Origin of the sequence: Polaromonas potterensis, from assembly GCF_033446725.1 — a bacterium.
Classification (GTDB): Bacteria; Pseudomonadota; Gammaproteobacteria; order Burkholderiales; family Burkholderiaceae_C; genus Polaromonas.
In genome coordinates this window covers 97,420-124,376 of the sequence record NZ_JAWQLX010000009.1, presented here as the reverse complement: position 1 = coordinate 124,376, position 26,957 = coordinate 97,420, and the positions used below count along the sequence as shown (strand labels likewise).

The window sequence follows — 26,957 nt, the reverse complement described above, 5'->3', positions numbered from 1 at the left end:
CGGTGATGGGGCGGTGCTCAGAGGCGGGTTTGCTTGAGCTGGTAAAGCGCTGCTGAGCCCTCGGGCAGTTTTTCCATTTCCCACTGCCGGCCGTGAAAAGCCGCGACCGCAGGCCTGTGCGCGATCGACACCATCGCGCCCCCGGCTTGTTGGACCCGGGCCAGCAGCCGTTCGTACAGGGTTTTTTCGGCCGCCTCATCGAGCGCGCTGGTGGCTTCGTCGGCAAACAGCCAGGTCGGGTTTTTCAGAAACACGCGGGCGATCGCCAGGCGCTGCTGCTCGCCGCCCGACAGCTTCTGGCTCCAGGCATCTTCCTCGTCCAGCCGGTCCGTTAATTGCGGCAGCAGGGCGTCGGTCAGCGCCTGGCGCAAGGCTTCGTCGCTGTAGGTCGTGGCGGGCTGCGGGTAGGCCAGCGCGTCGCGCAAGCGGCCGTCCGGGAAATAGGGGCGCTGTGGAATAAACATGGTATTGCCCGGCAAGGTGGTGCGGCCGCGGCTGAAAGGCCAGATGCCGGCAAAGGCACGGAACAACGTCGATTTTCCGCTGCCTGAAGGGCCTTTCAGCAACACGTTGTCGCCGGCATCCGCGTGCAGGGAGACGTTCGCCAGCAAGACCGTGCCGGTCGGCAGCGCCAGGGTCAGGTCCTGCGTCTCCAGCGCCGCGGCAGCGTCGCCAGTCGCTACTGTATTGATAGCTGCTTGCGCCCGTTGGGATTGGGCTAGAGCCATAAAACTCTCTTCAAAACTGGTCAAACGGTCGGTCGTGGCGCGCCAGGCGGCCAGGCTGGCGTAGTTGTCGACAAACCAGCTCAGCGAGTCCTGCACCCGGCCGAAAGCCGAGGCGATCTGCATCAGCTGGCCGAGCTGGATGGCGCCGCTGAAAAAGCGCGGCGCGGCCACGATGAAGGGAAACACCACGGCGGCCTGGCCGAAAAAGTTGGTGAACCAGCTCAGGTTTTTCTGCTTTTTGATCAGGCTCAGGTAGTTGCCCAACACCGCGGAAAAACGCGTGTCCAGTTGCGTGCGTTCGACGGCTTCGCCTTTGTCCAGGGCAATCGATTCGCTGTATTCGCGCACGCGCACCAAGTGATGGCGAAAGTCGGCCTCGTAACGTTGTTGCATGAAGTTGAGCTTGATCTGCGGCCGGCCTATGTAATGCGTGATGATGCTGCCAACCGTGCAATACAGCACCGCCATCCAGACCATGAAACCGGGGATGTTGAAGCTGCTGCCGCCCAAGCTGAAGGCAAACGGACCCGACAAGCTCCAGAGAATGCCGACAAAACTCAGCAGCGTGACCACCGCATTGAGCAGGCCCATGCTCAGCGACAAGGTATAGCCGGTGAACAGGTTCAAGTCCTCCTGGAGACGCTGGTCGGGGTTGTCGGGCGTGGACGGGTGGCCGCCCGATTCGGCGTAACGCGCCAGCTCCATCTTGTAGAAAGCATGGTTGGCCAGCCAGCGCTGCAGGTAGTGCGCGGTCATCCAGGCCCGCCAGCGGATTTGCAGCAGCTGCGTCAGGTAGGAGCGGTAGACCGCGATGATGATGAAGGCAAACGCCAGGTAGGTGAAACGCCCAAGCTGCACCCAGAACACCGGCTGGTTTTTCTCCTGCACGGCATCGTAAAACACGCGGTTCCATTCATTGAGCAGCACCAGCATGTAGACCGCGCCCAGGTTGAGCAGCACGATGGCCAGCAGCAGGCCGCGCGCCTTCCATTTTTCCTCGGACCGGAAGTAGGGCGCGGTCAACGCCCAGGCTTTACCGCAAAACTCTTTGAAGGCGCTGAACTTGCCGGATGCGGCGGGGATGGGAGGCGTCGAAGGCATGGGGCTCGTCCTTGAAAGCGGAAATGAAAGCCAGTGTAGTGCCGCGCCTGTCGCCGGGGCGAAGCGGCGCGGCCGGGGATGCCGCTAGGATGAGCGCATGAACACCTCCACCTCTCCTTCTCCCGAAGGCAGCATCGACTGCACGGTGCGCGGCCCGCTGCTGCTGATCGCCATCAACCGGCCGGCCAAACGCAATGGCTTCACGCCCAAGATGTTTCGCGAGCTGGGCCAGGCCTACACCCGGCTGGACGATGACCCGGCGCTGCGTGTCGGGGTGTTGCACGCGCTGGGTGATCACTTCACCGCCGGCCTGGACCTGCCTACCATCGCGCCCCTGATGCAACGCGGCGAAAAAGCCGTGCCGCTGGGGCTGGTCGATCCGCTGGACCTGGGCATGGAAGGTTACCGCCGCCGCAGCAAACCCATGGTGGTGGCGGTACAGGGCATCACCTACACGCTGGGCATCGAGCTGATGCTGGCGGCCGACATCGTGGTGGCGGCCGATGACTGCCGGTTTTCGCAACTGGAGGTCAAACGCGGCATCATGGCCACCGGCGGCGCCACCTTGCGCATGGCCGAGCGGGCCGGCCTGGGCAATGCCTTGCTGCATTTGCTGACGGGCGATGAGTTTGGCAGCGCCGAAGCCTTGAGACTGAACTTTGTGCAGAAGGTGGTGCCGCGTGGGCAAGTGCTGGACGAAGCGCTGCGGATGGCCGGGCTGATCGCCGAGCAGGCGCCGCTGGCCGTGGTCGCCACCCGCAAAAATGCGCTCAAGGCGGTGGAGCATGGCGCCACCCTGGCGATGCAGGATTTCATGGCGGTGCAACAAGGCCTGTCGCGCAGCGAAGATGCCGCCGAAGGCGTGCGCTCCTTCGTTGAAAAACGCCAGGCCCGCTTTCAGGGCAAATAGACTCTCAGGGGTTGGACACGCCGCTGGCCACATGGCCGGCGGGCACATGTTGGGCGGCGGCGTCCACGTGGCCGGTCTGGTCGTCAAAGAAGAAGTCGGGCTCGAACTCGCGCAAAAATTCCGATTTCGCCAAACCACCCAGAAACATGGCTTCGTCGACCTCGATGTTCCAGTCCATCAAGGTGCGTATCGCGCGGTCAGCGGTGGCCAGGCCGCGTGCCGTGACCAGGGCCGTGCGTATACGTATATGCGGCGTGCCGGCCTGCTGCAGCCGGTGCAGCGCTTTCAGCAAGGGCATGAAGGGGCCGGGGGGCAGGGGTTTGCCGGCCAGCTTGCGTTCGTGTTTTTGAAAGGCATCCAGCCCGTCTTTCTGGAACACGCGTTCGGCCTGGTCGGAAAACAACACGGCATCGCCGTCAAAAGCAATACGCACTTCGTTGGGATAGGTGTTTTTGGCGTGCACCGCGTGGGTGGCCACCGTGGCGGCGGCAAAACCGGCGTTGAGTGCGGCGCGCACGTCTTGCGGGTTGGCCGACAAAAACAGGTTGGCCTGCAATGAGCGCAGGTAGTCGTAAGGCGCGCGGCCCTTGGTAAACACACCGCGCTCCAGCGGCAGTTTGTTGACCTCGGCCGAACGGAAAATACGCAGGCCGGAGACCGGGTCGTTGCGCGACAACATGACCACTTCCACACGTTTGACATCGGTGTTGAAGGCCAGCAGCTTCTTGACCAGCGAAAAAGCCACGCCGGGTTTGGCGGGATGTTCCAGCCGGTCCAGTTGCAGCTTCATGTAGGCGCGGTCGTCGGCCTGTTCGAAAACGCGGTTTTCTTCTTCAAGGTCAAACAGCGCGCGCGATGAAATCGCCACCACCAGTTGTCCGTCCAGATTGGCTGCCATGGGTTTACCTGTTTACGTTGGGGTGCGTTGACTGTAACGCCGGCGCCGTGGACGCCAGCGCCAGTGTGCGCCATTGTCCGCAGGCAAGACCTTCCTGCGGCCACTGGTCGGCGCGTACCACCCGCCGTATGCCCTGGGCCAGCAGCTGGGTGGCGCGGATGATACCGGCGTGGGTGATCCAGACCACATGCGGGGCGGTTGCGGCTGGCAGCTCGTCAAAAGCCTCGGCCACACGCGCCATCACGGCGCTCACCGTTTCACCATGGCCGCCGACCACGTGGTCGGCAAAACGGGCGGTCCAGGCGTCCAGCGCGGGCTGACCGAGCTCGGCCCAGAGCCGGCCTTCCCAGGCGCCGAAGTTCATTTCCTGCAGGCGAGGATCCGTTTTAAGTGTCAAATCGGGCCGTAGCCCAAGCAGCATCAGCGCAAGCTGCTCACATCTTTGTAGCGGCGAGGTGTGGACGGCCGTACCCTGCGGCAGCACCGCCGCCAGCGCTACAGCGCATTGCCGGGTGGCGTCGGGGTCGGCAGCCACATCCAGTGCGCCATAACAGGTGCCGGGCGCCAGCAGCACTTGCGCGTGCCGCACCAGCCAGAGTGTCATGCCGGAAACGGCATGACGCCGCGTGAGGCGGCCATTTTCCGCAGGGCCGCCCCAAGGAAAATGAGCCCCCTTGGGGGGCAGAGAGCTACACGCAGTGATGCGAACGTGGGGGCCATGTCTACAAACTCACCGCCAGGCCTAGGTAAAACGCGATCTCGCAGACCTGTTGCGCCGCACCCAGGCAGTCACCGGTAAAACCCTGCAGCCGGTGCCAGAACAGCCGGCCCATCCACAGCAGGGCGAGCATGGACAGGCTGCAGGCTACTATCAAACTTGTAGCGTCCAGCACATAACTGGCAAGGGCCAGTGCCATAAAACACCATATAAAGGCGGCGCCCAGGGCGGGCAGCGTGATCTGGTCGGCCAGGGGTTTGGACTTGGAGTTGGCGGCATCACCCACATGCGGCAGCAGGCGGATCAACAGCAGCGGCAGGCCGCGCGAGACCACGTGGGCGGCAAACAGCGCGCCGGCCACCAGCCAGCCCTCCACCAGTTCTTCGGCATCGTCGGCGCCGGACAGGTCGCTTTCCGCGGCTCCCAACAGGGCCAGCAAAGCCAGTTTGCAGGCCAGCACCAGCACCAGGGCCAGCGCACCAAAGGCGCCGACGCGCGAGTCTTTCATGATCTCCAGGGCTCGTTGCGGGTCCTGGCTGCCGCCCAGACCGTCGGCCACGTCGGCCAGGCCGTCTTCATGAAAAGCGCCGGTCAGCAACACCGAGGTGACGGTGGACAAGGTGGCGGCCACCAGCGGCGTGAACACCGTGGACGGCAACAGCGCCAGCAGCAAGAGATAAACACCCGCCGCCGCCGCACCGACCAGCCAGCCTATGCCGGGGAAATGCGCGGCACTGGCGCGCAACATCGTCGGGCTGTAACCGACCCAGTTGGCCAGCCGGCCGGTGACCGGGATGCGGGTGAAAAACTGGACGGCCAGCAGGTAATGACGCAGGAACTGGCTCATGCCGGTGTTGCCCCGGTTTTGCCACTGACCCCGGCCGAATCAAAGCTGGCCATTTCTGCCATGAACAGCGCGGCCGACTGCAGCAGCGGCCACGCCAGCAAGGCACCCGTGCCTTCGCCCAGGCGCATGTCCAGGTCCAGCAGCGCCTTGGCCTGCAGCTGGGTCAGCAGCAGATGGTGGCCGCGTTCGGCCGAGCGGTGGCAAAACACCATGTAATCCTTGGCTGCGGGCACCAGGGCGTGGGCCACCAGGGCCGCCGCGCCAGCAATAAAACCATCAACCAGCAGCACGCGGCGTTCGCTGGCGGCCTGCAACATGGCGCCTGTCATCATGGCGATTTCAAAGCCGCCTAGCGCGGCCAGCACGGGCAGGGGCTCGTACACGTCCGCATGGCGGGCCAGGGCGCGGGCCAAGACGGCTTGTTTGTGCTTCAGTTGTACATCGTCCAGGCCGGTGCCGCGCCCGACCACGTCGGCGATCGACAGGCCGGCCAGCCGGGCCAGCAGCAGGGCGGCTGCCGAGGTGTTGGCAATGCCCATTTCGCCGAAGGCCACGACGTTGCCGGGCAGGTTTTGCACCACGGCCATGCCGGCCTGCAGCGCCGCTTCGGCTTGCGCTGGCGACATGGCCGGGCCTGCGCAGAGGTTGTGCGTGCCCAGGGCGATTTTTCGTTTTAGCAGTTGCGGGTGGTCGGCCAGGTCGGCCGCCACGCCGGCGTCCACCACCTGCAGCGCAAAGTCATGCTGGCGGGCAAACACGTTGATGGCGGCGCCGCCGGCCAGCATATTGCCCACCATCTGCACGGTCACGGCTTGCGGGAAGGCCGACACCCCTTCGCTGGCAATGCCGTGGTCGGCCGCAAACACCACCATTTGTGGCGACTGGAAAGCCAGGGTCTCGCTGCGCTGGATCAAACCAATTTGCAGCGCCAGGGTTTCGAGCTGACCGAGGGCGCCCAGCGGTTTGGTCTTGTGGTCTATCTTGTGTTGCAGCCGGGCTTGCAAAGCGGCGTTGGCTGTGGCTTCAATCGTGGGCAGGAAGGCGGGATGTTGCATCGGCAATGAGTTTTTGTTGCAGGCAGACGGGGCAATAGCAGGAAGCTGCTGCGGCGTCGCGGCTGGGTGTGGCGTTGGCGGCGGGCACCGGCATCACGTGGGGTAGCTTGACGCACCAGCACTCGGCATCACCGGCCGCCATGCCGCAGCGGAAGGCGGTGCCGCATCCCGGGCAAACGGAGGAAGCAAGGGGGCTGGCCATGGTTGCAGTCCTAAGCTTGCAGGAAAAGCCGGTAAACCGGGTTGTCGGTTTCTTCGACGTGTGGGTAACCCAGGGTGTCGAGAAACGTCTTGAAGGCCTTGTTGTCGGCCTTGGGCACTTGCAACCCGACCAGGATGCGACCATAGTCCGCGCCCTGGTTGCGGTAGTGGAACAGGGAGATGTTCCAGCCGGGTTTCATGGTCGACAAAAACTTCATCAGCGCGCCTGGCCGCTCGGGAAATACAAAACGCAGCAGACGCTCCTCTTTGGAAAGCGCCGTGTGCCCACCCACCATGTGGCGGATATGTTCCTTGGCCAGGTCGTCATGCGTCAAATCCAGCGACTTGAAGCCGTGTTTGCTGAAGTTGTTGGCGATTTTGCTACTTTCGCCCTTGCCGTGGGTGGTCAGGCCGACAAACACATGGGCTTGGGCTGCATCGCTGATGCGGTAGTTGAACTCGGTCACGCTGCGCGGGCCACCTGGCAACTCGCCAATCAGCTCGCAAAAACGTCTGAAGCTGCCGCGCTCCTCGGGAATCGTCACGGCAAACAGTGCTTCACGTTCCTCGCCCACTTCGGCGCGCTCGGCGACAAAACGCAGGCGGTCAAAATTCATGTTCGCGCCGCACAAAATGGCCGCGTAGGTCTCGCCTTTGGTTTTGTGCGTGGCGACGTATTGTTTGATGGCGGCGACACTCATCGCGCCTGAGGGCTCAACAATGCTGCGCGTGTCGATAAACACATCTTTGATGGCGGCACAGACGGCGTCGGTGTCCACAGTGATGAATTCATCGACCAGTTCACGGGCGATGCGAAAGGTTTCTTCGCCGACCAGCTTGACGGCCGTGCCGTCGGCAAACAGGCCAACATCGGGCAGGGTGACCCGTTTACCGGCGCCCACCGACTGCAACATCGCGTTCGAGTCGCTCATCTGCACACCAATGACCTTGACCTCGGGGCGCACCGCCTTGATGTAGTTGGCCACGCCGGAGATCAGGCCGCCGCCGCCTATGGCCACAAACACCGCGTCCAGCGAGCCTTTGCCTATGGTCTGGATCTGCCGCAGGATTTCCATGGCAATCGTGCCCTGGCCGGCGATCACGTCCGGGTCGTCAAACGGGTGCACAAAGGTCAGGCCGTTTTTTTTCTCCAGCGCGACCGCATGCCCATGGGCGTCCGAATAACTGTCGCCGTGCAGAATCACCTCGCCACCCAGCGCCTTGACCGCATCGACCTTGACCTGTGGCGTGGTCACCGGCATCACGATCACCGCGCGGGTTCCCAGCTTGTGAGCGCCCAGCGCCACACCTTGCGCATGGTTGCCGGCCGAGGCGCAAATCACGCCCTTCTTGAGCTGGGCTGGGCTCAGATGCGCCATCTTGTTGTAGGCGCCGCGCAGCTTGAAGCTGAATACCGGCTGCTGGTCTTCGCGCTTGAGCAAGACGGTGTTGTGCACACGCTTGCTCAGGTTTTTCGCGGGTTCCAACGCCGATTCCACGGCCACGTCATACACGCGGGCGGTCAGAATTTTCTTGAGGTAGTCGGCCGGGCTGAGGTCGGCTGCCTTGGACGAGGGGCTTTTTGGGGGAGTGGATGTCATGGTTCGCTCTTTCGCTGGGTCATTGTAGGGTTTCGCCCTTTCCTCCAAGGCTTGCCAGTCCGGGCGGCCGTTGGATGCGCATGCCGTCGCCTGCAAACATGTGTTTGACCGTGTCACTTTAAAAAAGGGGGGGGGACTGTCTCGCTTTTCTTCAGATGGGCCCGACATAAAAAAAGCCACCCGTCCGGAGGACAGGTGGCTTTAAAAACCTTGGAGACAAAACTAAAGCTGGCTTACGCCAGCCTGGGATCAGAAGGCGTGGCGAATACCCACGTACAGCTGGCTGGCATCCTGACCAACGGCGTTGTTCGGCGTGCCATTGGCGGAACCTTGGCCATACAGCGCGTAGCCGGCGTTGGCCTTGTTGTTCAGCTTGGCGTAAGACACACCCACCGAGGTGCGCTTGGACAGCGAGTAATCGTAGCCCAGGGACCACAGCGAAGCGCTGGAATCAGCCGTGGTCGTACCGTTAACCTTGATATCGCTGGCTTTGGTGTAGGTGAACAGGAAAGTGCCTGCGCCCATTGGCACGGTCACAGGGATGGACCACACGTTGCGCTTGGTTTCCGATTCAGCAGCAGTCATCAGGCCGCCAATCAGCTTCGACTGGTCATAGGTCAGGCCAACCGTGGCCACGCCAAAGTTGTAGTCGCCAAACAGCGTGTAGGCTTTTTGGTCGGCACGGGTAGCCGTTGCCAGGCGGTTTTCCGACTTGGCGTCCCACACGGAGAAACCAGCCTTGATCGGACCATTGCCGTAGAGCAGTTTGGCAGACACAGCTTTACCTTTGCCGGCATCACCCAAAGCACCTTCGGAACCATTGAAGGCGGTGCTGTAGTTCAGCTCGCCCTTGAAGCCGGAGAAGGTCGGCGTCGTGTAGCGAATCGTGTTGGTGGCGCGGCTGGCGTTGGCGATGGATTGAGCGGAGGAGCCACCATTCACATAGCCGAGTAATGCGCAGCTGCTGGCTTGGAAGGCAGTGGCACGTGAACCGTGCGAGTCCTGGCCCAGGCAGTAGTGCGTGTCCAGCTTGCCGAGCTGGATCATGCCGAGGCCACCGCTCAGACCGACGAAGGTGTTACCAGTAGCGATGGGGCTGGATGTTGGTGCCGCGCCATTGTCGTCCACGCGGAAACGGGTGTCGATCTGGAACACGGCTTTGAGGCCGCCGCCGAGGTCTTCGGTGCCGCCGATGATGAAACGCGAAGAACCGTCAGCAACGCTCAGCCCACTGCCATTGGTGGTGCCGGCTGGGCCATTCGAGTATTTGGTCTGTGCCACGCCGCCTTTGATGATGCCGGACAGGGTGACGGAAGATTGAGCGAAGGCGCTGACAGCGGCAAAGGCAGCCAGCGCAATAAGGGATTTTTTCATTGCAAGGGTTTCTCTAAAGTTAAACATGACATCCCAGAACTTGTGATCCTTGGGCTGACTTTCATTGCGAAAGACGTGCCAATTAGAGCAAAGGGGCGCGAACTTTTTGATGACAAATGCATGACAGTTGCCTTCCTGAGACAGCTGTAGTTGAGATTCTTTTGAGCGTTGACAGGTGGGTGCTTTTTTGCGCACGCCTCCAAGGCGGCTCATGGCCATATGAACGATTGAGTGAATCCTTTTGATGGCATTCATCCCCATGACTTGCAAGCACGACACATGGCTATTTTCAGTGCTTCATGGTTTTTCCTGTCAATGCAAGTCATCTTGAGGCCGCGACGTCATCGACTGCAGTTGATTGAAAAGCTAGACTGACAACAGCACAGTGGCGAGATTCTTTGCAGGAGCAACGCACCGAATCGAGGGCGTGGTTTTTGACAATGCTTCGAAAACAAAAAAGCCGCCAAGTCATAAAACTTGACGGCTTTTGAGCTTTGAATCTCAAGCTGGCTTAAGCCAGCGAGGGATTAGAACGCGTGGCGAACGCCCAGGTACAGCTGGCTGGCGTCCTGGCCAACAGCGTTGTTAGGCGTACCGTTCAGGGAAGCCTGGGTGTACAGCGCGTAACCAGCCTTGGCCTTGTTGTTCAGACGAGCGTAAGACACGCCCACCGAAGTGCGCTTGGACAAAGCGTAGTCGTAGCCCAGGGAGATCAGCGAAGAGCCGGTGTCCTTGCTAGCAGCATCATTCAAAGCAACAGAACCAAATCCGGAAGCGCGGAGGTCACGAGCTTTGGTGTACGTGAACAGGAAAGTACCGGCACCCATTGGCACGGTCACAGGGATGGACCAGGCGTTACGCTTCAATTCCGTTTCGCCAGCGTTCATGGCACCACCGATGAGCTTCGACTGGTCGTATGTCAAACCAACCGTGGCCACGCCAAAGTTGTAATCAGCGAACAGCGTGTAGGCTTTCTGGTCACCACGGGTAGCAGCAACGGTACGGTCTTCCGATTTGGCATTCCACACGGAGAACCCAGCCTTGATCGGGCCATTGCCGTAGTTCAGGCCAGCGTTGATCGCACGGCCTTTGCCTGCGTCGCCGGGGATGCCTTCAGGACCGTTGAAGCTGGTGCTGTAGTTCAACTGACCCTGGAAGCCGGAAAAGTTAGGCGTGGTGTAACGGATCGTGTTGGTCGAGCGGCTGGCGTTGGCGATAGACGCACCAGCCTTGCCGACAAAACCGAGCAGGGCGCAGCTGGAAGCCTGAATCGCGGTAGCGCGTGCGCTGTGCTGGTCAGAGCCCAGGCAGTAATGGGTGTCCATCTTGCCCAACTGGATCATGCCCAGGCCGCCGCTCAGGCCGACGAAGGTGTTGCCGCTGCCCAGGGGGCTGTTGGTCGGGGCGGCGCCGTTGTCGTCAACGCGGAAACGGGTGTCGATCTGGAACACGGCTTTCAGGCCGCCGCCGAGGTCTTCGGTGCCGCCAATGATGAAGCGCGAAGAACCGTCAGCAACGCTCAGGCCGCTGCCATTGGTCGTGCCGGCTGGGCCGTTCGAGTATTTGGTCTGGGCAACGCCGCCCTTGATGGTGCCGGACAGGGTCACGGAAGACTGGGCGAAGGCGCTAACAGCTGCGAATGCAGCCAGGGCAACGAGAGATTTTTTCATAACGAGAGTTTTTCTGAAGTTAAACATGACACCCAGGACTTTTGCCCCTGGGCTGACCTCCATTTCGAAAGTCAGCCCAATTACACCAGCAGTTGAGGGGCTTTTATGACAAATTCATTTCAATTTCCTGCCTGAGGCCACCGTGGGGCGATGGTTTTTTGTGCTAGGGGTCTGAGATGGTTCTCGCGGGATTGCTGAACGGACGTCTTGGCGGCGTCATAAAGCATATGGTTTTTTGGATGGATTTCATGAATCACGCGCAAGCTAGTCTGTTTTGCGCTTCATCACTTGGTTTGATCGTGCAAACCTCTCCTTAAATGCTCCAAGGCCTGAGCGAATACTCTTTTGGTCACGCGTGTTTAAAAGGCTAGAGTGGCAAGTCGCAAGTGCGGCGCACTGACAACTGAATGGCTTCGGGTTGGCGCTAAAAATAAAAAAGCCGCCAAGTCGTGAGACTTGGCGGCTTTGAGCTTTGAATCTCAAGCTGGCTTAAGCCAGCGAGGGATTAGAAAGCGTGGCGAATGCCCATGTACAACTGGCTGGCGTCCTGGCCAACCGCGTTGTTAGGCGTGCCGTTCAGGGAAGCCTGGGTGTACAGCGCGTAACCAGCTTTGGCCTTGTTGTTCAGGCGAGCGTAAGACACGCCCACCGACGTACGCTTGGACAAAGCGTAGTCGTAGCCGACGGAGAACAGCGAAGCGCCGGTATCAGCAGCGGTCGTGCCGTTGTTCTTGATGTCGCCGGCCTTGGTGTAGGTAGCGAGGAAAGTACCTGCGCCCATTGGCACGGTCACAGGGATGGACCAAGCGGTACGCTTGGCTTTTGCATCAGCAGCGCCAACATTGCCGCCGTTGATTTCCGAGTTGTCATAGGTCAGGCCAACTGTGGCGACGCCAAAGTCGTAATTACCAAACAGCGTGTAGGCTTTTTGGTCGCCACGGACGGCACCAGCAATGCGGCTTTCCGATTTGGCGTTCCAGATGGACAGACCGGCCTTGATCGGGCCATTGCCGTAGTTCAGGCCAGCATTGACCGCACGGCCTTTGCCGCCATCGCCCAAAGTACCGCCGGTACCCAGGCTTTCAGGACCATTGAAGCTGGTGCTGTAGTTCAACTGGCCCTGGAAACCGGAAAAGTTAGGCGTGGTGTAACGGATCGTGTTGGTCGAGCGGCTGGCATTGGCGATAGACGCGCCTGCATTGCCGACAAAACCGAGGATGCCGCAGCTGGAAGCCTGCTGTGCGGTAGCGCGCGAACCGTGCTGGTCAGTGCCCAGGCAGTAGTGGGTGTCCATCTTGCCCAGCTGGATCGTACCGAGGCCGCCGCTCAGGCCGAGGAAGGTGTTGCCGCTGCCCAGGGGGCTGGACGTTGGCGCGGCTCCGTTGTCGTCAACGCGGAAACGGGTGTCGATCTGGAACACGGCTTTCAGGCCGCCGCCGAGGTCTTCGGTGCCGCCAATGATGAAGCGCGAAGAACCGTCAGCAACGCTCAGGCCGCTGCCGTTGGTGGTGCCGGCTGGGCCGTTCGAGTATTTGGTCTGGGCAACACCGCCCTTGATGGTGCCGGACAGGGTCACGGAAGACTGGGCGAAGGCGCTAACAGCGGCGAATGCAGCCAGAGCAGCTACTTTTCCTTTCAAAAAATTAGAACTTTCGGCTGGAGACAAACTCATATGAATGGTGATTTTCATGAAGACAACATGTTGTGCATCGTGCAAAAAATTCACGCCAACTACACTGTCAGCCTTTCCGAGTTGCGGAACCCTAGTGCCAGCCTTTCAGGGCTGGTGAAAAGCTCCGGGCCTGTGGCTGTCATGGAGCATGACAAAGCCCTGTTTTATGTGGTTTCTCGCGACTGGCTGCACCGCCTGCACGAAAGTGGCGGAGACCCTGGCCGCAGCCTGTCCCCGGCCACGCCGATTGAAATAGCCCCGCCCACCAGCTCCCCCCTTACCTTTGCCGAAGTGGCGCAAAAAATGGTGTTGCTGGAGGCCAGCCGGGCCTTGCGCGGAGCCTACAGCTCTGAATCGGTGGCGATTGTCAAAGGTCGGCTGAATGCCACCATCTTGCCGGTGCTGGGTCATGTGCTGATTGGGGAGGTACAGGCCGACCAGCTTCAGGCCCTGATCAACCGCATGGCCGCACTGGAACGCTCGGCGACCACCATGAGCCAGCACCTAGTGATTGTGCGCAAGGTGCTCAAGCTGGCCTGGTCCCGCAAATGGATCTCCGAAATCCCGGAAATACCGAAAATCACCATCCAGAACCAGCCGCGCTCCACCTTCAGCGTGGGCCAGTACAAACAAATGCTGCGTACTGCCAAACAGCTGGTGCGCCAGGGAGCGCTGGCTCCTTGTGTGAAGGAAAGTGTCAGCGGGCGGGAGCGTTTCTGGGTCACCCCCAAGTACCGAATCATGCCGCAGGACATGTATTGGCTGATAGGCTTCATGGTCAACAGCTTTGTGCGGCCCAGCGACATCAAGCTGATGCAGCACAAACATATTGAAGTCATCCGGGGCGAGCGGGTGTACCTCCGGCTGACCCTGCCAACCACCAAAAAACATGATAAACCGATAGTCACGTTGCGGCCCGCGGTCCGGATTTATGAATCCCTGCTGGCCAAGGCGCGGAGTGATGGTTATGCCGGGCCGGACGACTACCTGTTTTTACCCAAGGAAAAGAACCGCGAGCATGTGCTGGCGGTGATGAATTTCTGGCTCAAATGGATTTTGCGGGAGGCTGGGCTGGCCTTGTCCGATAACCGCGGGCAAGCACGCACCTTGTATTGCCTGCGCCACACGGCCATTACCTTCAGGCTGCTGTATGGCCAGGGCATTGACATGCTGACCCTGGCCCGCAACGCGCGCACCTCGGTCGACATGATCGAGAATTTTTATGCCTCCACGCTGGAAGGCGAAATGAACGTGGGCATGCTGCAAAGCCGGCGTGTCATGCGGCAAAAATAAGCGGTATCACGGTGAGTTGCGCCTGGCGAGCGCCCCGCAAAGTCGTGCGGACATGAAAAAAGGCCCAGACCTTGCGATCTGGGCCTATAAATCCACCCTTAGAGGGATGGAGGAGACAACCATTGCACGAAAACACTTGCATGTTCGTGCGATGATTTCAGTATAACGGAGACGTGTTGCAGCGCAGCAATAATCTGTCGTGAAAAATAAACATTTTTAGCTTTTTTCCCAAATATTTCTCGTTTTAAGGGGTGGTGATTCATGGAATGCACAGTGAGTTGGACTGGTGGGAGCACTTCTGCCGCAAGCACAAAGACTTCAGGCTCGGCCATGGGGTTTCTGGCTGTGACCGGTAGCGGCCACACGCTGGAGATGGATGGCGCGCCTGACGCCGCCAAACCGGAAAATGGCGGCGCCAACCTGGCGCCCCGGCCCATGGAAACCGTGCTGGCTGGCACCGGCGGCTGTACGGCGTATGACGTTGTCCTGATTCTCAAGCGGGGCCGGCATGATGTGCGCGGCTGTACGGTCAAACTCACGTCCGAGCGGGCCGAGACCGACCCCAAGGTCTTCACCAAAATCCACATGCATTTTGTGGTGACGGGGCACGATATCGCGGCCAGTGTGGTGGAGCGTGCCATTGCGATGAGCCATGACAAATACTGCTCGGCCACCATCATGCTCGGCAAAACGGCAGACATCACCACCAGTTTTGAGCTGCTGGAAGCGTAAAACTTAAGGAGAAAATGGCTCTAAACCTTGCGTGGTAAGCGCAAGCAGCTATTAAAAGAGTAGCGACTTAAATGTAGTGCGCGGTCGCGGTCATGACTTTGGCCGACGCCCGCATCAAGGCCTTGACGGGCTGGGGCAATTCAAATGCCCCCGCGCCTTGCGCATCTTGTGCATGGCGCGCTTCGTCGTCTTTCATCTGCGCCACGATGGCGCGTGACGCGTGGTCACCTTCCGGCAGGCGGTCCAGGTGGCTGGCTAAGTGGGCTTCCACCTGGCGCTCGGTTTCCATCACAAAACCCAGGCTGATCCTGTCGCCTAGCCGCCCGGCGAGCAAGCCCAAGCCAAACGCACCGGCGTACCACAGCGGATTGAGCAACGAAGGCTGGGCGCCCAGCTCGTCCAGCCGTTCTCGGGTCCAAGTCAGGTGGTCACCTTCCTCCCTGCTGGCGGCTATGAAATGCTGGCGCAAAGCCGGGTTTTGTGTGCTCAGGGCCTGCGAGGCGTAGAGTGCCTGGGCGCAGACCTCGCCGACGTGGTTGACCCGCATCAGCGCCCCGGCCAGCGCCTTGTCGGGGATGCTCAATTCGGTTGTTTGACCGGGCACGGTGGGGCAGCTTCGCGCTGCGTGCGGTTTGGCAAACAGGGTGCGCAGGGCGCTATCGGCGGCATTGAGCAGGACATCCATGGTGTTATTGCTTGGTATCGGTGGCGGGTGGTGCAGGGGTCAGTTTATCCAGCCGCGCCTCAAGCTGCTGAACCCGTTCGTCCAGGGATGTGCCCGGTGTTGCCATGAGGCTGGGTGCCTTGAGGGTGAGTCCTGCTCCGCCACCCTGCGCCTTGTCCGCGAGGGTCGAAGCTGGTGAAGGTGTGAGCCGCGCTACCTCGTGGCCGCGCCTTGTAATACAAAAAGCCTCGCCACGCTCAACGGCGGCGATCAGCCGGGAAAAGTTCTGGTTGGCCTCCCGCAAGGAGATGTGCTGGTATTTCATTTGGCGAGGCTTTATGACCGAAACGGCACTTTTCTCACACCAGATGGTATGAAATGTAGTACAAATTGTAGTACATTTCCGGCTGGTTAGACTGTCTCTGCACGGGTGGGTGGTCAGTGCGCCTTCAGGTTGCCGGCATGTGTTGCAGGGGTGCAACGGAAATGGATTTAAGAGGCTAATTCCTTTGCGAAAGCCTTCGGCCTCTGGTGCAATACATACAACTTCCTAAATGGAGGTTGGCCCGGGGATCCAAAATCCTGGAGCCCTATGTTTAACCTTGGAGAAACTCGCAATGAAAAAATCCCTAGTTGCTCTGGCTACACTGTCCGTTATGGGCGCAGCCTTTGCTCAGTCTACCGTGACTTTGTCCGGCATTATCAAGGGCGGCGTTGCCCAGACCAAATACTCGAACGGCCCAGTCGGCACCACGAACGGCAGCGGCCTGAGCGTTGCTGACGGTTCTTCGCGCTTCATCATCGGCGGCACCGAAGACCTCGGCGGCGGCTTGAAAGCTGTGTTCCAGATCGACACCCGTTTCCGCGTTGACGACAACGGTGGCGCACCAGCTTCCAGCCCCCTGGCTGGTGGTAACACCTTCGTCGGCCTGAGCGGCGGCCTGGGCATGATCCAGTTGGGCAAGATGGACACCCATTACTGCCTGGGCTCTGACCAGCACGGTGCACGTTCTACCGCTCTGCAAGCTTCCAGCTGCGCACTGCTCGGTTTTGTCAATGGCTCCGGTGCAGCTACCGCCATCGCCAACGCCAGCCGTTCGGTCAACGTGATTCGTTACACCACACCTAACTTCTCTGGCTTCCAGGGTCAGGTGAACTACAGCACGAACTGGCAAGGTCCTGAAGGTCTGCCTGGCGATACAGGTAAAGGCCGTGCAATCAACGCTGGCTTGAACTACGGCAATGGCCCGATCAAGGCTGGGTTCTCCGTGTGGAATGCCAAATCGGAAGACCGTACCGTTGCTGCTACCCGTGGTGACCAAAAAGCCTACACGCTGTTTGGTAATTACGACTTTGGCGTCGCCACGGTTGGTTTGACATATGACCAGTCGAAGCTCATCGGTGGTGCCATGAATGCTGGCGAAACGGAATTGAAGCGTAACGCCTGGTCCATCCCTGTGACCGTGCCAATGGGTGCCGGTACTTTCCTGTTCACGTACACCAAAGCTCGTGACCTCCGCGCTTCCGGATTTGGTTCTGTTGCTTTGAATGATGCTGCTAGCAAGGACACCGGCTCTTCGCTGATCTCCCTGGGCTACGACTACGCTTTGTCCAAGCGCACTTCGGTGGGCGTGTCTTACGCTCGTCTGAACAACAAGGCAGGCGCCAACTACGCGCTGTACACCCAGGCTTCCCTGAACGGCACACCTGCCAATGCTAAAGGCCAGGATGCCAGCCAGCTGTACCTGGGCGTTCGCCACGCTTTCTAATCCCTCGCTGGCTTAAGCCAGCTTGAGATTCAAAGCTCAAAGCCGTCAAGTTTCACGACTTGGCGGCTTTTTTACTTTTAAAGCCACCAGGCATGCTACGCCACACTTACGGCTTGGTGGCATTTTTATCCAATGTGTAGCAGTTGCGATAGTCACCGCTCTTACACTTTGAGCATTATCAAATCGGAATGGACCGTAAAGCTATGCTTCGTATTGCAGGGCAGATTTTTGGGCTTTGGGTTTTGCTGCAACTAGCGGCATGTTCGTCATTGCCTGCTGGCTCAGTGGTTGATGGGCGTCTGGCCTCAACGCCGTGGACGCTAGCTTCTGCCGGCACCCGTGACGCGCCGGCGTGGCAACACTACAAGCTGCCGGGCAAGCAGCCCAGCGAGTTCAGCTATGTGCGCAAAGACGGTCGCGATGCGATGGCGGTTCATGCCCAATCTTCGGCCAGCATGGTGCGCCAGGTGGTGCGTATTGAGCCTGCCGAGCTGGACCGCCTCCGCTTTTCGTGGAAAGTGCCTGACCTGATCGCGCAGGCTGACATGGCTTTGCGCGAGGCGGACGATTCCCCGGTTCGTATTGTTCTGGCCTTCGAAGGTGATCGCAGCAAGTTCTCCGGCAAAAATGCCATGTTGTCCGAACTGGCGCGCGCCCTGACCGGCGAGGAAATGCCTTACGCCACCTTGATGTATGTGTGGTGCAACACGCGTCCGCCGGGCAGTGTGATTGTCAACCCACGCACCGACAGGATACGCAAGCTGGTGGTCGAGTCCGGCGAAGGCCGATTGCGCCAGTGGGTGGATTACGAACGCAATATACGTGCAGATTATGAAAAAGCATTCGGCGAAGCGCCGGGTGCGCTGGTGGGCATAGGCATCATGACGGACAGCGACAACACGCGTTCGACGACCCAGGCCTGGTATGGGCCTGTCACGCTTGGGACCGCTGCGCGCGCGAATTAAACACTTTCCTGATCCCTCCCGCCAAGGCCGGAGGCGGCATCGCGGAGCCGGGTTTTGATCGATCTGGCGGTGGCGCGTTCATAGGATGCATAACGTTTCGCCAATGGCCTTCATGGGTGTTTGATCACGCCTGATTTTTAATAGGCGCCAGCCTGAAAAAACGCTGGGACTTTCCCTATTTTGATTCGTTGAAGCCTAAGGAAATCCCGGTGTCGGCACGGCGCTTGCTCTGCTAGCATCGGCTCTCGATCCAACCTTCACCCGATGCTCGCATTCATACTCCGTCGTCTGTTTCAGTCCGTCATCGTGATGGTCACCGTCGCCTTTCTGGCTTTCATGCTGTTCCAGTATGTAGGTGATCCGGTGGTGTTTCTTCTGGGGCAGGATGCCAGGCCTGATCAAATCAATCAGCTGCGCGCCGATCTGGGGCTGGACAAGCCCTTTTTCGTGCAGTTCGCCCACTTTCTGTCCAATGCCGTGCAGGGTGAGTTTGGCCTGAGCCTGCGCCAGGGGGCCAAGGTCTCCCGCCTGATTGCCGAACGCCTTCCCGCCACCATGGAACTCGCGCTGGTCGCGGCCGTGCTGGCCCTGGTGGTGGGCATCCCCATGGGTGTGTACGCGGCTTTGCGCCGCGGCAGCTTCATGAGCCAGGTGCTGATGACCATCTCGCTGCTGGGGGTGTCGCTGCCGACCTTTCTGATCGGCATTTTGCTGATCCTGTTTTTCTCGGTGGGCCTGGGCTGGTTCCCCAGTTTTGGGCGTGGCGACGTGGTGCAAGTGGGCTGGTGGAGCAGCGGCCTGCTGACCGTTGATGGCTGGCACCACATCGTGTTGCCGGCGATCACGCTGGCGATTTTTCAGTTGACCTTGATCATGCGGCTGGTCCGGGCGGAAATGCTCGAAGTGCTGCGCACCGACTACATCAAGTTTGCGCGTGCGCGCGGTCTGAGCAACCGCGCCATCCATTTTGGCCATGCGCTGAAAAACACCCTGGTGCCGGTGATGACCATCACCGGGCTGCAACTGGGCGGGCTGATTGCGTTTGCCATCATCACCGAAACCGTGTTTCAGTGGCCAGGCATGGGTTTGCTGTTTATCCAGGCGGTGACCTTTGCCGACATTCCCGTGATGGCCGCGTATTTGTGCCTGATTGCATTGATCTTCGTGGTGATCAACCTGGTGGTCGATATGTTGTATTTCGCCGTCGATCCGCGCTTGCGCGTGAGCAGCGCGGGAGGCCATTGATGCAGGTGTCCCGTCCCACACCCACCCTGAAAGCCAACGGCCGCGCCTTTGCCCAGATCAGTGAGTTCCACCCGGAACTGACGGCGTTTCGGCGCGACCTGCATGCGCACCCTGAACTCGGTTTTGAAGAGCTGTATACCGGCGCGCGGGTCAAAGAAGCCTTGCAGCGCTGCGGCGTGGACGAAATACATACGGGAATCGGCAAGACCGGCCTGGTGGCCGTCATCAAGGGGCAACGCAGCAACAGCGGAAAGATGATAGGTCTGCGCGCCGACATGGACGCGCTGCCGATGACGGAGCACAACGAGTTTGCCTGGAAGTCGTCCAAAACCGGCCTGATGCACGGCTGTGGCCACGATGGGCACACCGCCATGCTGGTCGGTGCCGCACGTTACTTGACCGCCACGCGCAACTTCGACGGCACCGCCGTGTTGATTTTTCAGCCGGGCGAAGAAGGGTTTGCCGGCGCCCGCATCATGATCGAAGACGGCCTGTTTGACCGTTTCCCCGTGCAAGCGGTGTACGGCATGCACAACTGGCCGTCGATGCGGCCAGGCACCGTGGGCATCCGGCCGGGGCCCATGATGGCGGCGGCGGACCGTATCACCATCGACATCACCGGCCGCGGCGGGCATGGCGCCCACGCCTACATGACGGTGGACCCGGTGCTGGTGGCGGCACACATCATCACCGCCGTGCAAAGCATTGTGTCGCGCAACGCCAACCCGATCGACAGCGCCGTGATCAGCATTTGCGCCATGCAGGCCGGTGATCTGGGTGCCATGAGTGTGGTGCCCGGCAAGGCCACGCTGGTCGGCACCGTGCGCACCTTCAGCCCGGATGTGCAGAACATGGTCGAGCGCCGCCTGAGCGAATTGTGCAGCGCCGTGGCGCTGGGTTTTGGCGCCACGGCCAGCATTCACTACGAACGTATTTACCCCGCGACCATCAACTCGTACGACGAAACCCGCTTCGCCACTAACGTGGCCGAGGCCCTCGTGGGCGCCGACCATGTGGTGCGGGACATGGCACCCAGCATGGGGGCGGAAGATTTTTCCTTCATGCTGCAGGTCAAGCCCGGTGCCTATATGCGTATCGGCCAGGGTGCCGAAAACGGCGTCGGCAGTTGCTTTCTGCATAACACCCGTTACGACTTCAACGACGACATCTTGCCGCTGGGCGCTGCTTTGCATGCGGGCCTGGTGGAGCAGTCCATGCCTTTGCCCACTTAGCGCCAGACCCGTCCATTTCAACCGGAGAACCTCATGAACTTCAAGAAAAAAGCAGCCCTAGCCCTGATGGGTACTGCGCTGACAGCTACAAGTTTGGTAGCGTCGGCGGTCACGCTGAGGATTGGCAACCAGGGCGACGCCTTGTCGATGGACCCGCACTCGCTCAACGAGTCGCTGCAGATCAGCGTCAACGAAAACGTCTATGAACCGCTGGTTGCACGTGGCCGCGATTACAAACTCACCCCCGCGCTCGCGACCAGCTGGAAACAGACCTCGCCCACGGTCTGGCGCTTTGAACTGCGCAAGGGTGTGCAATTTCACGACGGCACGCCGTTCACCGCCGATGACGTGATCTTCAGCTACGAGCGCGCCAAGAGCGACGGTTCCGATATGAAAACGTATGTCGGCCAGATCAAGGAGATCAAAAAACTCAACGATCATTCCATCGACATCGTCACCATCGCACCTTTCCCCATCCTGCCGGAGCTGTTCACGCACTTCAACATCATGAGCAAGAAGTGGTGCGAAACCAACCAGGCGACCAAGCCGGTGGACCGCCGTAAGGGGATTGAAAACGCGGCCTCGTTCCGTGCCAACGGCACCGGCCCTTATCGCCTGCGCGAGCGTCAGCCGAATGTGCGCACCACCTATGTGCGCAACGGCAACTACTGGGGCAAGGTTGAAGGCAACGTCGATGAAGTCATCTTCAACGTCATCGGCAACGACGCCACCCGCGTCGCCGCGCTGATCTCCGGCGAGATCGACGCGATGGAGCCGATTCCTGTGCAGGACGTGGGGCGCATCAAGGCGGCTTCCAACCTCAAGGTCTTGCAAGGCCCCGAGTTGCGTGTGATTTTCCTGGGCATGGACCAGAAGCGCGACGAATTGCTGTTCTCCAACGTCAAGGGCAAAAACCCCTTCAAGGACAAACGTGTGCGTCAGGCCTTTTACCAGGCCATAGATATCGAAGGTATCAAACGCACGGTGATGCGGGGTGCGTCCATGCCGATCGCCCAGATGTTCCCGGCGCAGGTCAACGGCCATGCGCCTGACCTGGAAAAACGCCTGCCATACGACCCGGAGGCGTCCAAAAAGTTGCTGGCCGAAGCCGGTTACCCGAACGGTTTTGAAGTCACCATGAACTGCCCGAACGACCGTTACGTCAATGACGGCGCCATCTGCCAGGCGGTGGCTGCCAACATGGCCCGTGTCGGTGTGAAGATCAAACTCGAGGTCGAAACCAAGGGCACGTATTTCCCCAAAATTTTGCGCCGCGACACCAGCTTCTACATGCTGGGCTGGACCTCCAGCACCGTGGATGCGCACAACGTGCTCTACGCCATCATGTCCACGCCGGGTGAGGGTGGCCGCGGCCAGTTCAACCTGGGTGCTTACAGCAATCCCAAGTTCGATGAGCTGACCGACAAGATTGCCTCGGAAACCGACATCAAAAAGCGCAACGACATGATCCACGAGGCCATCAAGATCCACCAGGACGACGTCGGCCACCTGCCGCTGCATGCGCAAACCCTGAACTGGGGCGCGAAGAAAAACGTTGACCTGGTCCAGTGGCCGGATAACGGCATGATGTGGAGATACGTGACCGTCAAGTGATGACAAGCCTGACTGGAAACTGGGCCCATCGGGCCTGGCAAAGCGACATCGGCTACAGCTTTCGCACCTCCCCGATGGCGGTGGTGGCGGCCGTGATCGCTTTTGTCTGTATCTTCTGTGCGGTGTTTGCCGGTTGGGTGGCGCCGCACAATCCGATGGACCTGGCCACGCTGGAGCTGTCGGATGCCTTTTTGCCGCCGTCCTGGATGGAAGGCGGCAACCCCAAATATTGGCTGGGCACCGACGACCAGGGCCGCGACATCCTGTCGGCCCTGATGTATGGTGCGCGCATTTCGCTGCTGGTGGGGTTTGCCTCGGTGGCCCTGTCGGTTGCGGCGGGTGTGTCGCTGGGCCTGCTGGCCGGTTTTCGCGGCGGCTGGATAGACGCCACCCTGATGCGTGTCTGCGACGTCATGTCCTCGTTCCCGCCCATTCTGGTGGCCTTGCTGATTGCCGGTGTGGGCAAGGCGGTGTTTCCGGATGCCGGCCATTGGGTCGCGCTGGGTGTGCTGGTGTTGTCGATTTCCATGGGCCAGTCCGGCTGGGTGCAATATGCGCGCACGGTGCGGGGTGTGACCCTGGTCGAGCGCAACAAGGAATACGTGCAGGCCGCTCGCGTCACCGGCGTGACGCCCATGCGTATCATGCGCCGCCATGTGTTGCCCAATGTGATGGGGCCGGTCATGGTGCTGGCCACCATCCAGGTGGCCACGGCCATCATCACCGAGGCAACCTTGTCTTTTCTGGGTGTCGGTGTGCCGCCGACTTCGCCTTCACTGGGCACCCTGATCCAGGTGGGCAACAAGTTTCTTTTTTCTGGCAACTGGTGGATCACCGTGTTTCCCGGCCTGGTCCTGGTGCTGATCGCGCTGTCGGTCAACCTGCTGGGCGACTGGTTGCGCGATGCGCTGAATCCCCGTTTGCGCTAAAAAATATGGCCCCCACGCTCGTCACTGCGTGTACTTCGCTGCCCCCCGAGGGGGCTGGCCTTGCTTGGGGCGGCCCGGCGCTGCGGCCGTTGGCCCCCACGCTTGTCGCTTCGCGTACTACGCTGCCCTCTGAAGGGGTGCATTTTTCCTTGGGGCGGCCCGGCGGAAAAACTTGGCCCCACGCTTTCGCCTCGGTGATTGAGATATTCCAATGAGTCTTTTGCAAGTCAAAAACCTGGTGGTCGAGTTTCCGGGCCGGCACGGCACGCTGCGTGCGCTGGACGACATTTCCTTCGAGATCGCGCCGGGTGAAATCCTGGGCGTGGTCGGTGAATCCGGGGCCGGCAAGTCGCTGACCGGCGCGGCCATCATTGGCCTGCTGGAGCCGCCAGGGCGTATAGGCAGCGGCCAGATATTGCTCGAAGGCCAGCGCATCGACAACCTGCCTTACGAGCAGATGCGCCACATCCGCGGGCGCAAGATAGGCGCGATTTTCCAGGACCCGCTGACCTCGCTCAATCCGCTGTACACGGTGGGCCGGCAACTGATAGAAACGATACAAACCCATTTGCCGGTCAGCGCGGCGGAAGCCCGCCAGCGTGCTATTTCGCTGTTGCAGGACACCGGCATTCCGGCGGCCGAACAACGGATCGAGCATTACCCGCACCAGTTCTCGGGCGGCATGCGCCAGCGTGTGGTGATCGCCCTGGCGCTGGCCGCCGAGCCCAAGCTGATCGTCGCCGACGAACCGACCACGGCGCTGGATGTGTCCATCCAGGCGCAGATCATCACCCTGCTCAAAAGCATCTGCAAAAAACACGGCGCCGCCGTGATGCTGATCACCCACGACATGGGTGTGATTGCCGAAACCTGCGACCGCGTCGCGGTGATGTATGCCGGGCGTATTGCCGAGATTGGCCCGGTGCATGAAGTGATCAACCACCCGTCCCATCCCTACACCGAAGGCCTGATGGCGGCGATCCCCGACATCACGCTGGACCGTGAACGGCTCAACCAGATTGACGGTGCCATGCCCCGCCTGAACGCTATCCCGACCGGTTGTGCCTACAACCCGCGCTGCCCCAAGGTGTTTGACCGCTGCAAGCAGGAGCGGCCAGATCTGTTGGCCGCCGGCGCGACGCGCGCCGCCTGCTGGTTGCATGACGTGCCTGTGGGGGTGCCCGCATGAGCGCCCGCGAAACAAGCAGCGCGGGAGCTCCGCTTGTTCAAGCTGTCGATCTGGCCAAAACCTTTGATGTGTCGCCACCCTGGCTGAACCGCGTGATCGAGCGCAAGCCCAAACTCATGCTCAAGGCCGTGGACGGCGTCAGTTTCGAGATTGAAAAAGGCAAGACGCTGGCGCTGGTCGGCGAGTCCGGTTGCGGCAAAAGCACGGTCGCCAAATTGCTGGTGGGTTTGTACGAGCCCACCCACGGCGGGATGACCTTCGACGGCCAGGACGCGCATGCCGCGTTCAAGACGCCGGAAGGCCGGCAGCTGCGACGTCGCATCCAGATGATTTTCCAGGACCCGTACGCTAGCCTGAACCCGCGCTGGATCGTCGAGGACATCGTCGGTGAGCCGCTGAAGGAACATGGCCTGATCACCGACGCGGAAGAGCTCAAAACCCGCGTGGGCGAACTGCTCAAGTCGGTGGGCCTGTCTCCGCTGGACATGCTGAAGTACCCGCACCAGTTTTCAGGCGGGCAGCGCCAGCGCATCTCGATTGCACGCGCACTGGCCACCGAGCCTGAGTTTCTGGTGTGTGACGAACCGACCTCGGCGCTGGACGTGAGCGTGCAGGCCCAGGTACTCAACATCATGAAAGACCTGCAGCGCGAGCGCGGCCTGACCTATTTGTTCATCTCGCACAACCTGGCCGTGGTGCGCCATGTCAGCGACCAGGTCGGCGTGATGTACTTGGGGCGGCTGGTGGAACTGGCCGACAAACAAACCCTGTTCGCCAGCCCGCGCCATCCTTACACCCGCATGCTACTGGACGCGATTCCGAAAATGCACGACACGGGCAAGGCCCGCACACCGGTGCAAGGCGAGGTACCCAACCCCCTGAACCCGCCGACCGGTTGCACCTTTCACCCGCGTTGCCCACATGTCAACGAGCGCTGCCGCAACGAGCGGCCGCAGTTGCTGAGCATCCAGGGCGTGAAGATCGCTTGCCACGCGGTGGAAGAGGGGCGTCTCTAGCCGCTTTTGTTTTTATAGCTGCTTGCGCCCGATAAATAAGGGCTAGAGGCCTATTTTGCTTAAGAAATTTGGTTTTCAGGCTCAGCTGGCGATTCTTGAGTTCGATACTTGTTGGCATCACGCTGCGATGGCGGCATGCCTACGGCAGTAGGCCTGACGCCCCACTCCCACCCCTAACCCCTCCCTCGCCCCGCTGGGCGATGGAGGGGGACTTCATTTGGCCGCGTGTGTTGCAAGCGCGTGCATGAATGATGGTCTCTTTGTCTCTCCGCGTGGACTTCCGCTCCCGTATCTTCCCCAACCCCTTCTGTCTGCGACTAGGAGCGCAGGGTCAGCCGGATCAGGGCGAGCGATTGTCTGAGCGTAGCGAGTTCGAGCTCGACCCCGGCTGGACCGAGCACCGCAGGCTGCCCGTAGCGCAGCGTAGGGACGCGGGCAGTGGGGGCGCCTTCTCTTTGCTCACTTTCTCTTGGCGACGCAAGCGAAAGTGAGTCGGCCGCCGGGCCGAGACCCGGCTTGTTGGAAGACCCACTGAATCACAAGCTTACTTCGGCTTCGACAGGTTCAGCCAAAACGGTGGTTGCGGGCGGGAGTCCCCGCAGGCGCCCAGCGCGCCAACAACAAAGCCTCACGCGTAACGCTTGCTACGCAAATTGTTCTTCATCTCTTTGAGCATAGGTTGCAGCCTGTCACCGCCAATACGCAAGGCCACACAGGTCGCCAGGATGTCGATGATCATCAGGTGCAGCAGGCGCGACACCATGGGGCTGTAGCGGTCATAACCTTCGGGGTGGTCGGCGGCCAGGTGGATGTGACCGGCAGCGGCCAGCGGCGAGCCGCTGGCGGTGATCACGATGGTGGTCGCGCCGTTTTTGCGGGCGATGCCTTCGGCATCCATCAGGTCGCGCGTGCGGCCCGAGTTGGAGATGATCACCACACAGTCGCCCGGCCGCAGCAGCGAGGCGCTCATGACCTGCAGGTGGCCGTCGCTGTAGGCAATCGAGTGCACGCCCAGGCGGAAAAACTTGTGCTGCGCGTCCTGCGCAACGATGCCGGAATTGCCGACGCCGAAAAACTCGATACGCTGACCGGTCTGGTAAGTGGCGGCCAGCACATGTGCGGCTTTTTCAATCGCCACCGAGCTGGCGTCGTTGCGGTACTTCAGGAAAGCCGCCACCGTGTTGTCGATGACTTTGACCAGCACATCGCTGGTTTTGTCGTCGACATCAACACTGCGGTGGATAAAAGGCACCCCTTCGCTGACACTGCCGGCCAGCTTGAGCTTGAAGTCGGACAGGCCGTCGTAACCGACGCTGCGGCAAAAACGAATCACCGTCGGTTTGCTCACATGCGCACGCGACGCCAGCTCCGTCACAGGCAGGTTGGCAAACGCGCGTGGATCGCTCAGCACCAGGTGCGCGACGCGTTGTTCAGCTGGCGCGAGTGACGGCAACGAGGCTTTGATGCGGTCAAGCACTGGAGGCCCTCGCGTTGTCGCTCCAGGCCGCACGCGCTGCGCGATGCGAAGCGAGCC

Annotated in this window: 25 protein-coding genes; 11 read left to right on the top strand and 14 right to left on the bottom strand. The window is 60.6% G+C overall.

The window, feature by feature from the left end:
- Positions 1 to 17 precede the first annotated feature (17 nt).
- Positions 18 to 1,829 carry an ABC transporter ATP-binding protein/permease gene (locus tag R6254_RS16575; protein ID WP_318408426.1) on the bottom strand — a complete coding sequence of 604 codons (1,812 nt, stop codon included), beginning with the start codon at positions 1,827 to 1,829 and terminating at the stop codon, positions 18 to 20.
- A gap of 97 nt (positions 1,830 to 1,926) precedes the next feature.
- Between R6254_RS16575 and R6254_RS16570 the strand changes: the two genes are divergently transcribed.
- Positions 1,927 to 2,739: a crotonase/enoyl-CoA hydratase family protein gene (locus R6254_RS16570; RefSeq protein ID WP_318408424.1), complete on the top strand. Its 813-nt coding sequence runs from the start codon at positions 1,927 to 1,929 to the stop codon at positions 2,737 to 2,739.
- A 4-nt stretch (positions 2,740 to 2,743) separates the two neighbouring features.
- Here R6254_RS16570 and R6254_RS16565 read toward each other — a convergent pair whose 3' ends face one another.
- The 9 genes from R6254_RS16565 to R6254_RS16525 form a co-directional block, all read right to left on the bottom strand.
- Positions 2,744 to 3,637, bottom strand: coding sequence for a 5'-nucleotidase (locus tag R6254_RS16565; protein ID WP_318408423.1), 894 nt, complete (start codon positions 3,635 to 3,637; stop codon positions 2,744 to 2,746).
- Positions 3,638 to 3,641: 4 nt separating this feature from the next.
- Complete coding sequence (locus R6254_RS16560; protein ID WP_318408420.1) at positions 3,642 to 4,241, bottom strand: histidine phosphatase family protein; 600 nt, start codon at positions 4,239 to 4,241, stop codon at positions 3,642 to 3,644.
- A 118-nt stretch (positions 4,242 to 4,359) separates the two neighbouring features.
- Complete coding sequence (locus tag R6254_RS16555) at positions 4,360 to 5,202, bottom strand: adenosylcobinamide-GDP ribazoletransferase (protein ID WP_318408419.1); 843 nt, start codon at positions 5,200 to 5,202, stop codon at positions 4,360 to 4,362.
- Entirely contained in the window at positions 5,199 to 6,257 is a 1,059-nt protein-coding gene (gene cobT / locus R6254_RS16550) for a nicotinate-nucleotide--dimethylbenzimidazole phosphoribosyltransferase (protein WP_318408417.1), read from the bottom strand. Before cobT ends, R6254_RS16555 begins: the two co-directional genes overlap by 4 nt.
- Positions 6,226 to 6,459, bottom strand: coding sequence for a cysteine-rich CWC family protein (locus R6254_RS16545; RefSeq protein WP_318408416.1), 234 nt, complete (start codon positions 6,457 to 6,459; stop codon positions 6,226 to 6,228). Before R6254_RS16545 ends, cobT begins: the two co-directional genes overlap by 32 nt.
- A 10-nt stretch (positions 6,460 to 6,469) precedes the next feature.
- Entirely contained in the window at positions 6,470 to 8,059 is a 1,590-nt protein-coding gene (gene ilvA / locus R6254_RS16540; protein WP_318408414.1) for a threonine ammonia-lyase, biosynthetic, read from the bottom strand.
- A gap of 249 nt (positions 8,060 to 8,308) precedes the next feature.
- Positions 8,309 to 9,688: a porin gene (locus tag R6254_RS16535; protein ID WP_318408412.1), complete on the bottom strand. Its 1,380-nt coding sequence runs from the start codon at positions 9,686 to 9,688 to the stop codon at positions 8,309 to 8,311.
- A gap of 272 nt (positions 9,689 to 9,960) precedes the next feature.
- A complete protein-coding gene (locus R6254_RS16530) occupies positions 9,961 to 11,103 on the bottom strand; it encodes a porin (protein WP_318408411.1) in 1,143 nt (380 codons plus the stop codon).
- Between the two features lie 505 nt (positions 11,104 to 11,608).
- Complete coding sequence (locus tag R6254_RS16525; RefSeq protein WP_318408410.1) at positions 11,609 to 12,793, bottom strand: porin; 1,185 nt, start codon at positions 12,791 to 12,793, stop codon at positions 11,609 to 11,611.
- Positions 12,794 to 12,916: 123 nt separating this feature from the next.
- Here R6254_RS16525 and R6254_RS16520 point away from each other — a divergent pair, with 123 nt between their 5' ends.
- Positions 12,917 to 14,068, top strand: coding sequence for a hypothetical protein (locus tag R6254_RS16520; RefSeq protein WP_318408409.1), 1,152 nt, complete (start codon positions 12,917 to 12,919; stop codon positions 14,066 to 14,068).
- A 98-nt stretch (positions 14,069 to 14,166) separates the two neighbouring features.
- Here R6254_RS16520 and R6254_RS16515 read toward each other — a convergent pair whose 3' ends face one another.
- Positions 14,167 to 14,400: a hypothetical protein gene (locus R6254_RS16515; RefSeq protein WP_318408571.1), complete on the bottom strand. Its 234-nt coding sequence runs from the start codon at positions 14,398 to 14,400 to the stop codon at positions 14,167 to 14,169.
- Between R6254_RS16515 and R6254_RS16510 the strand changes: the two genes are divergently transcribed.
- Positions 14,330 to 14,800 carry an OsmC family protein gene (locus R6254_RS16510; RefSeq protein ID WP_318408407.1) on the top strand — a complete coding sequence of 157 codons (471 nt, stop codon included), beginning with the start codon at positions 14,330 to 14,332 and terminating at the stop codon, positions 14,798 to 14,800. The genes R6254_RS16515 and R6254_RS16510 overlap by 71 nt on opposite strands.
- Positions 14,801 to 14,867: 67 nt before the next feature.
- Here the strand turns inward: R6254_RS16510 and coq7 are convergent, their stop codons facing one another.
- Together coq7 and R6254_RS16500 are read right to left on the bottom strand one after the other, a co-directional pair.
- The gene (gene coq7, locus R6254_RS16505; protein ID WP_318408406.1) at positions 14,868 to 15,485 is read right to left on the bottom strand and encodes a 2-polyprenyl-3-methyl-6-methoxy-1,4-benzoquinone monooxygenase; all 618 of its coding nucleotides are present in this window, start codon (positions 15,483 to 15,485) and stop codon (positions 14,868 to 14,870) included.
- 4 nt (positions 15,486 to 15,489) lie between these two features.
- Positions 15,490 to 15,789: a type II toxin-antitoxin system Phd/YefM family antitoxin gene (locus tag R6254_RS16500; RefSeq protein WP_318408405.1), complete on the bottom strand. Its 300-nt coding sequence runs from the start codon at positions 15,787 to 15,789 to the stop codon at positions 15,490 to 15,492.
- A 292-nt stretch (positions 15,790 to 16,081) separates the two neighbouring features.
- Here R6254_RS16500 and R6254_RS16495 point away from each other — a divergent pair, with 292 nt between their 5' ends.
- From R6254_RS16495 to R6254_RS16460, 8 genes are all read left to right on the top strand, one after another.
- Entirely contained in the window at positions 16,082 to 17,233 is a 1,152-nt protein-coding gene (locus tag R6254_RS16495; RefSeq protein ID WP_318408404.1) for a porin, read from the top strand.
- A 269-nt stretch (positions 17,234 to 17,502) separates the two neighbouring features.
- The gene (locus tag R6254_RS16490) at positions 17,503 to 18,198 is read left to right on the top strand and encodes a DUF3047 domain-containing protein (RefSeq protein WP_318408403.1); all 696 of its coding nucleotides are present in this window, start codon (positions 17,503 to 17,505) and stop codon (positions 18,196 to 18,198) included.
- A gap of 264 nt (positions 18,199 to 18,462) precedes the next feature.
- The gene (locus R6254_RS16485) at positions 18,463 to 19,443 is read left to right on the top strand and encodes an ABC transporter permease (protein WP_318408401.1); all 981 of its coding nucleotides are present in this window, start codon (positions 18,463 to 18,465) and stop codon (positions 19,441 to 19,443) included.
- A complete protein-coding gene (locus tag R6254_RS16480) occupies positions 19,443 to 20,675 on the top strand; it encodes a M20 aminoacylase family protein (protein WP_318408399.1) in 1,233 nt (410 codons plus the stop codon). Before R6254_RS16485 ends, R6254_RS16480 begins: the two co-directional genes overlap by 1 nt.
- Before the next feature lie 33 nt (positions 20,676 to 20,708).
- Positions 20,709 to 22,289, top strand: coding sequence for an ABC transporter substrate-binding protein (locus tag R6254_RS16475; protein ID WP_318408397.1), 1,581 nt, complete (start codon positions 20,709 to 20,711; stop codon positions 22,287 to 22,289).
- Entirely contained in the window at positions 22,289 to 23,218 is a 930-nt protein-coding gene (locus R6254_RS16470) for an ABC transporter permease (protein WP_318408395.1), read from the top strand. The genes R6254_RS16475 and R6254_RS16470 overlap by 1 nt, the downstream gene beginning before the upstream one ends.
- A gap of 211 nt (positions 23,219 to 23,429) precedes the next feature.
- Complete coding sequence (locus R6254_RS16465) at positions 23,430 to 24,407, top strand: ABC transporter ATP-binding protein (protein WP_318408394.1); 978 nt, start codon at positions 23,430 to 23,432, stop codon at positions 24,405 to 24,407.
- A complete protein-coding gene (locus tag R6254_RS16460) occupies positions 24,404 to 25,423 on the top strand; it encodes an ABC transporter ATP-binding protein (protein WP_318408393.1) in 1,020 nt (339 codons plus the stop codon). The genes R6254_RS16465 and R6254_RS16460 overlap by 4 nt, the downstream gene beginning before the upstream one ends.
- Positions 25,424 to 26,051: 628 nt before the next feature.
- Here the strand turns inward: R6254_RS16460 and R6254_RS16455 are convergent.
- On the bottom strand, positions 26,052 to 26,900 hold the full coding sequence (locus tag R6254_RS16455; RefSeq protein WP_318408392.1) for a MurR/RpiR family transcriptional regulator: 849 nt from the start codon (positions 26,898 to 26,900) through the stop codon (positions 26,052 to 26,054).
- Between the last annotated feature and the right edge of the window lie 57 nt (positions 26,901 to 26,957).

Coding starts and splice junctions, on each gene's coding strand:
- R6254_RS16575 (WP_318408426.1), bottom strand. CDS start 1,829: ATGCCTTCGACGCCTCCCATCCCCGCCGCATCCGGCAAGTTCAGCGCC.
- R6254_RS16570 (WP_318408424.1), top strand. CDS start 1,927: ATGAACACCTCCACCTCTCCTTCTCCCGAAGGCAGCATCGACTGCACG.
- R6254_RS16565 (WP_318408423.1), bottom strand. CDS start 3,637: ATGGCAGCCAATCTGGACGGACAACTGGTGGTGGCGATTTCATCGCGC.
- R6254_RS16560 (WP_318408420.1), bottom strand. CDS start 4,241: ATGACACTCTGGCTGGTGCGGCACGCGCAAGTGCTGCTGGCGCCCGGC.
- R6254_RS16555 (WP_318408419.1), bottom strand. CDS start 5,202: ATGAGCCAGTTCCTGCGTCATTACCTGCTGGCCGTCCAGTTTTTCACC.
- cobT (WP_318408417.1), bottom strand. CDS start 6,257: ATGCAACATCCCGCCTTCCTGCCCACGATTGAAGCCACAGCCAACGCC.
- R6254_RS16545 (WP_318408416.1), bottom strand. CDS start 6,459: ATGGCCAGCCCCCTTGCTTCCTCCGTTTGCCCGGGATGCGGCACCGCC.
- ilvA (WP_318408414.1), bottom strand. CDS start 8,059: ATGACATCCACTCCCCCAAAAAGCCCCTCGTCCAAGGCAGCCGACCTC.
- R6254_RS16535 (WP_318408412.1), bottom strand. CDS start 9,688: ATGAATGCCATCAAAAGGATTCACTCAATCGTTCATATGGCCATGAGC.
- R6254_RS16530 (WP_318408411.1), bottom strand. CDS start 11,103: ATGAAAAAATCTCTCGTTGCCCTGGCTGCATTCGCAGCTGTTAGCGCC.
- R6254_RS16525 (WP_318408410.1), bottom strand. CDS start 12,793: ATGAAAATCACCATTCATATGAGTTTGTCTCCAGCCGAAAGTTCTAAT.
- R6254_RS16520 (WP_318408409.1), top strand. CDS start 12,917: ATGGAGCATGACAAAGCCCTGTTTTATGTGGTTTCTCGCGACTGGCTG.
- R6254_RS16510 (WP_318408407.1), top strand. CDS start 14,330: ATGGAATGCACAGTGAGTTGGACTGGTGGGAGCACTTCTGCCGCAAGC.
- R6254_RS16515 (WP_318408571.1), bottom strand. CDS start 14,400: ATGGCCGAGCCTGAAGTCTTTGTGCTTGCGGCAGAAGTGCTCCCACCA.
- coq7 (WP_318408406.1), bottom strand. CDS start 15,485: ATGGATGTCCTGCTCAATGCCGCCGATAGCGCCCTGCGCACCCTGTTT.
- R6254_RS16500 (WP_318408405.1), bottom strand. CDS start 15,789: ATGAAATACCAGCACATCTCCTTGCGGGAGGCCAACCAGAACTTTTCC.
- R6254_RS16495 (WP_318408404.1), top strand. CDS start 16,082: ATGAAAAAATCCCTAGTTGCTCTGGCTACACTGTCCGTTATGGGCGCA.
- R6254_RS16485 (WP_318408401.1), top strand. CDS start 18,463: ATGCTCGCATTCATACTCCGTCGTCTGTTTCAGTCCGTCATCGTGATG.
- R6254_RS16480 (WP_318408399.1), top strand. CDS start 19,443: ATGCAGGTGTCCCGTCCCACACCCACCCTGAAAGCCAACGGCCGCGCC.
- R6254_RS16475 (WP_318408397.1), top strand. CDS start 20,709: ATGAACTTCAAGAAAAAAGCAGCCCTAGCCCTGATGGGTACTGCGCTG.
- R6254_RS16470 (WP_318408395.1), top strand. CDS start 22,289: ATGACAAGCCTGACTGGAAACTGGGCCCATCGGGCCTGGCAAAGCGAC.
- R6254_RS16465 (WP_318408394.1), top strand. CDS start 23,430: ATGAGTCTTTTGCAAGTCAAAAACCTGGTGGTCGAGTTTCCGGGCCGG.
- R6254_RS16460 (WP_318408393.1), top strand. CDS start 24,404: ATGAGCGCCCGCGAAACAAGCAGCGCGGGAGCTCCGCTTGTTCAAGCT.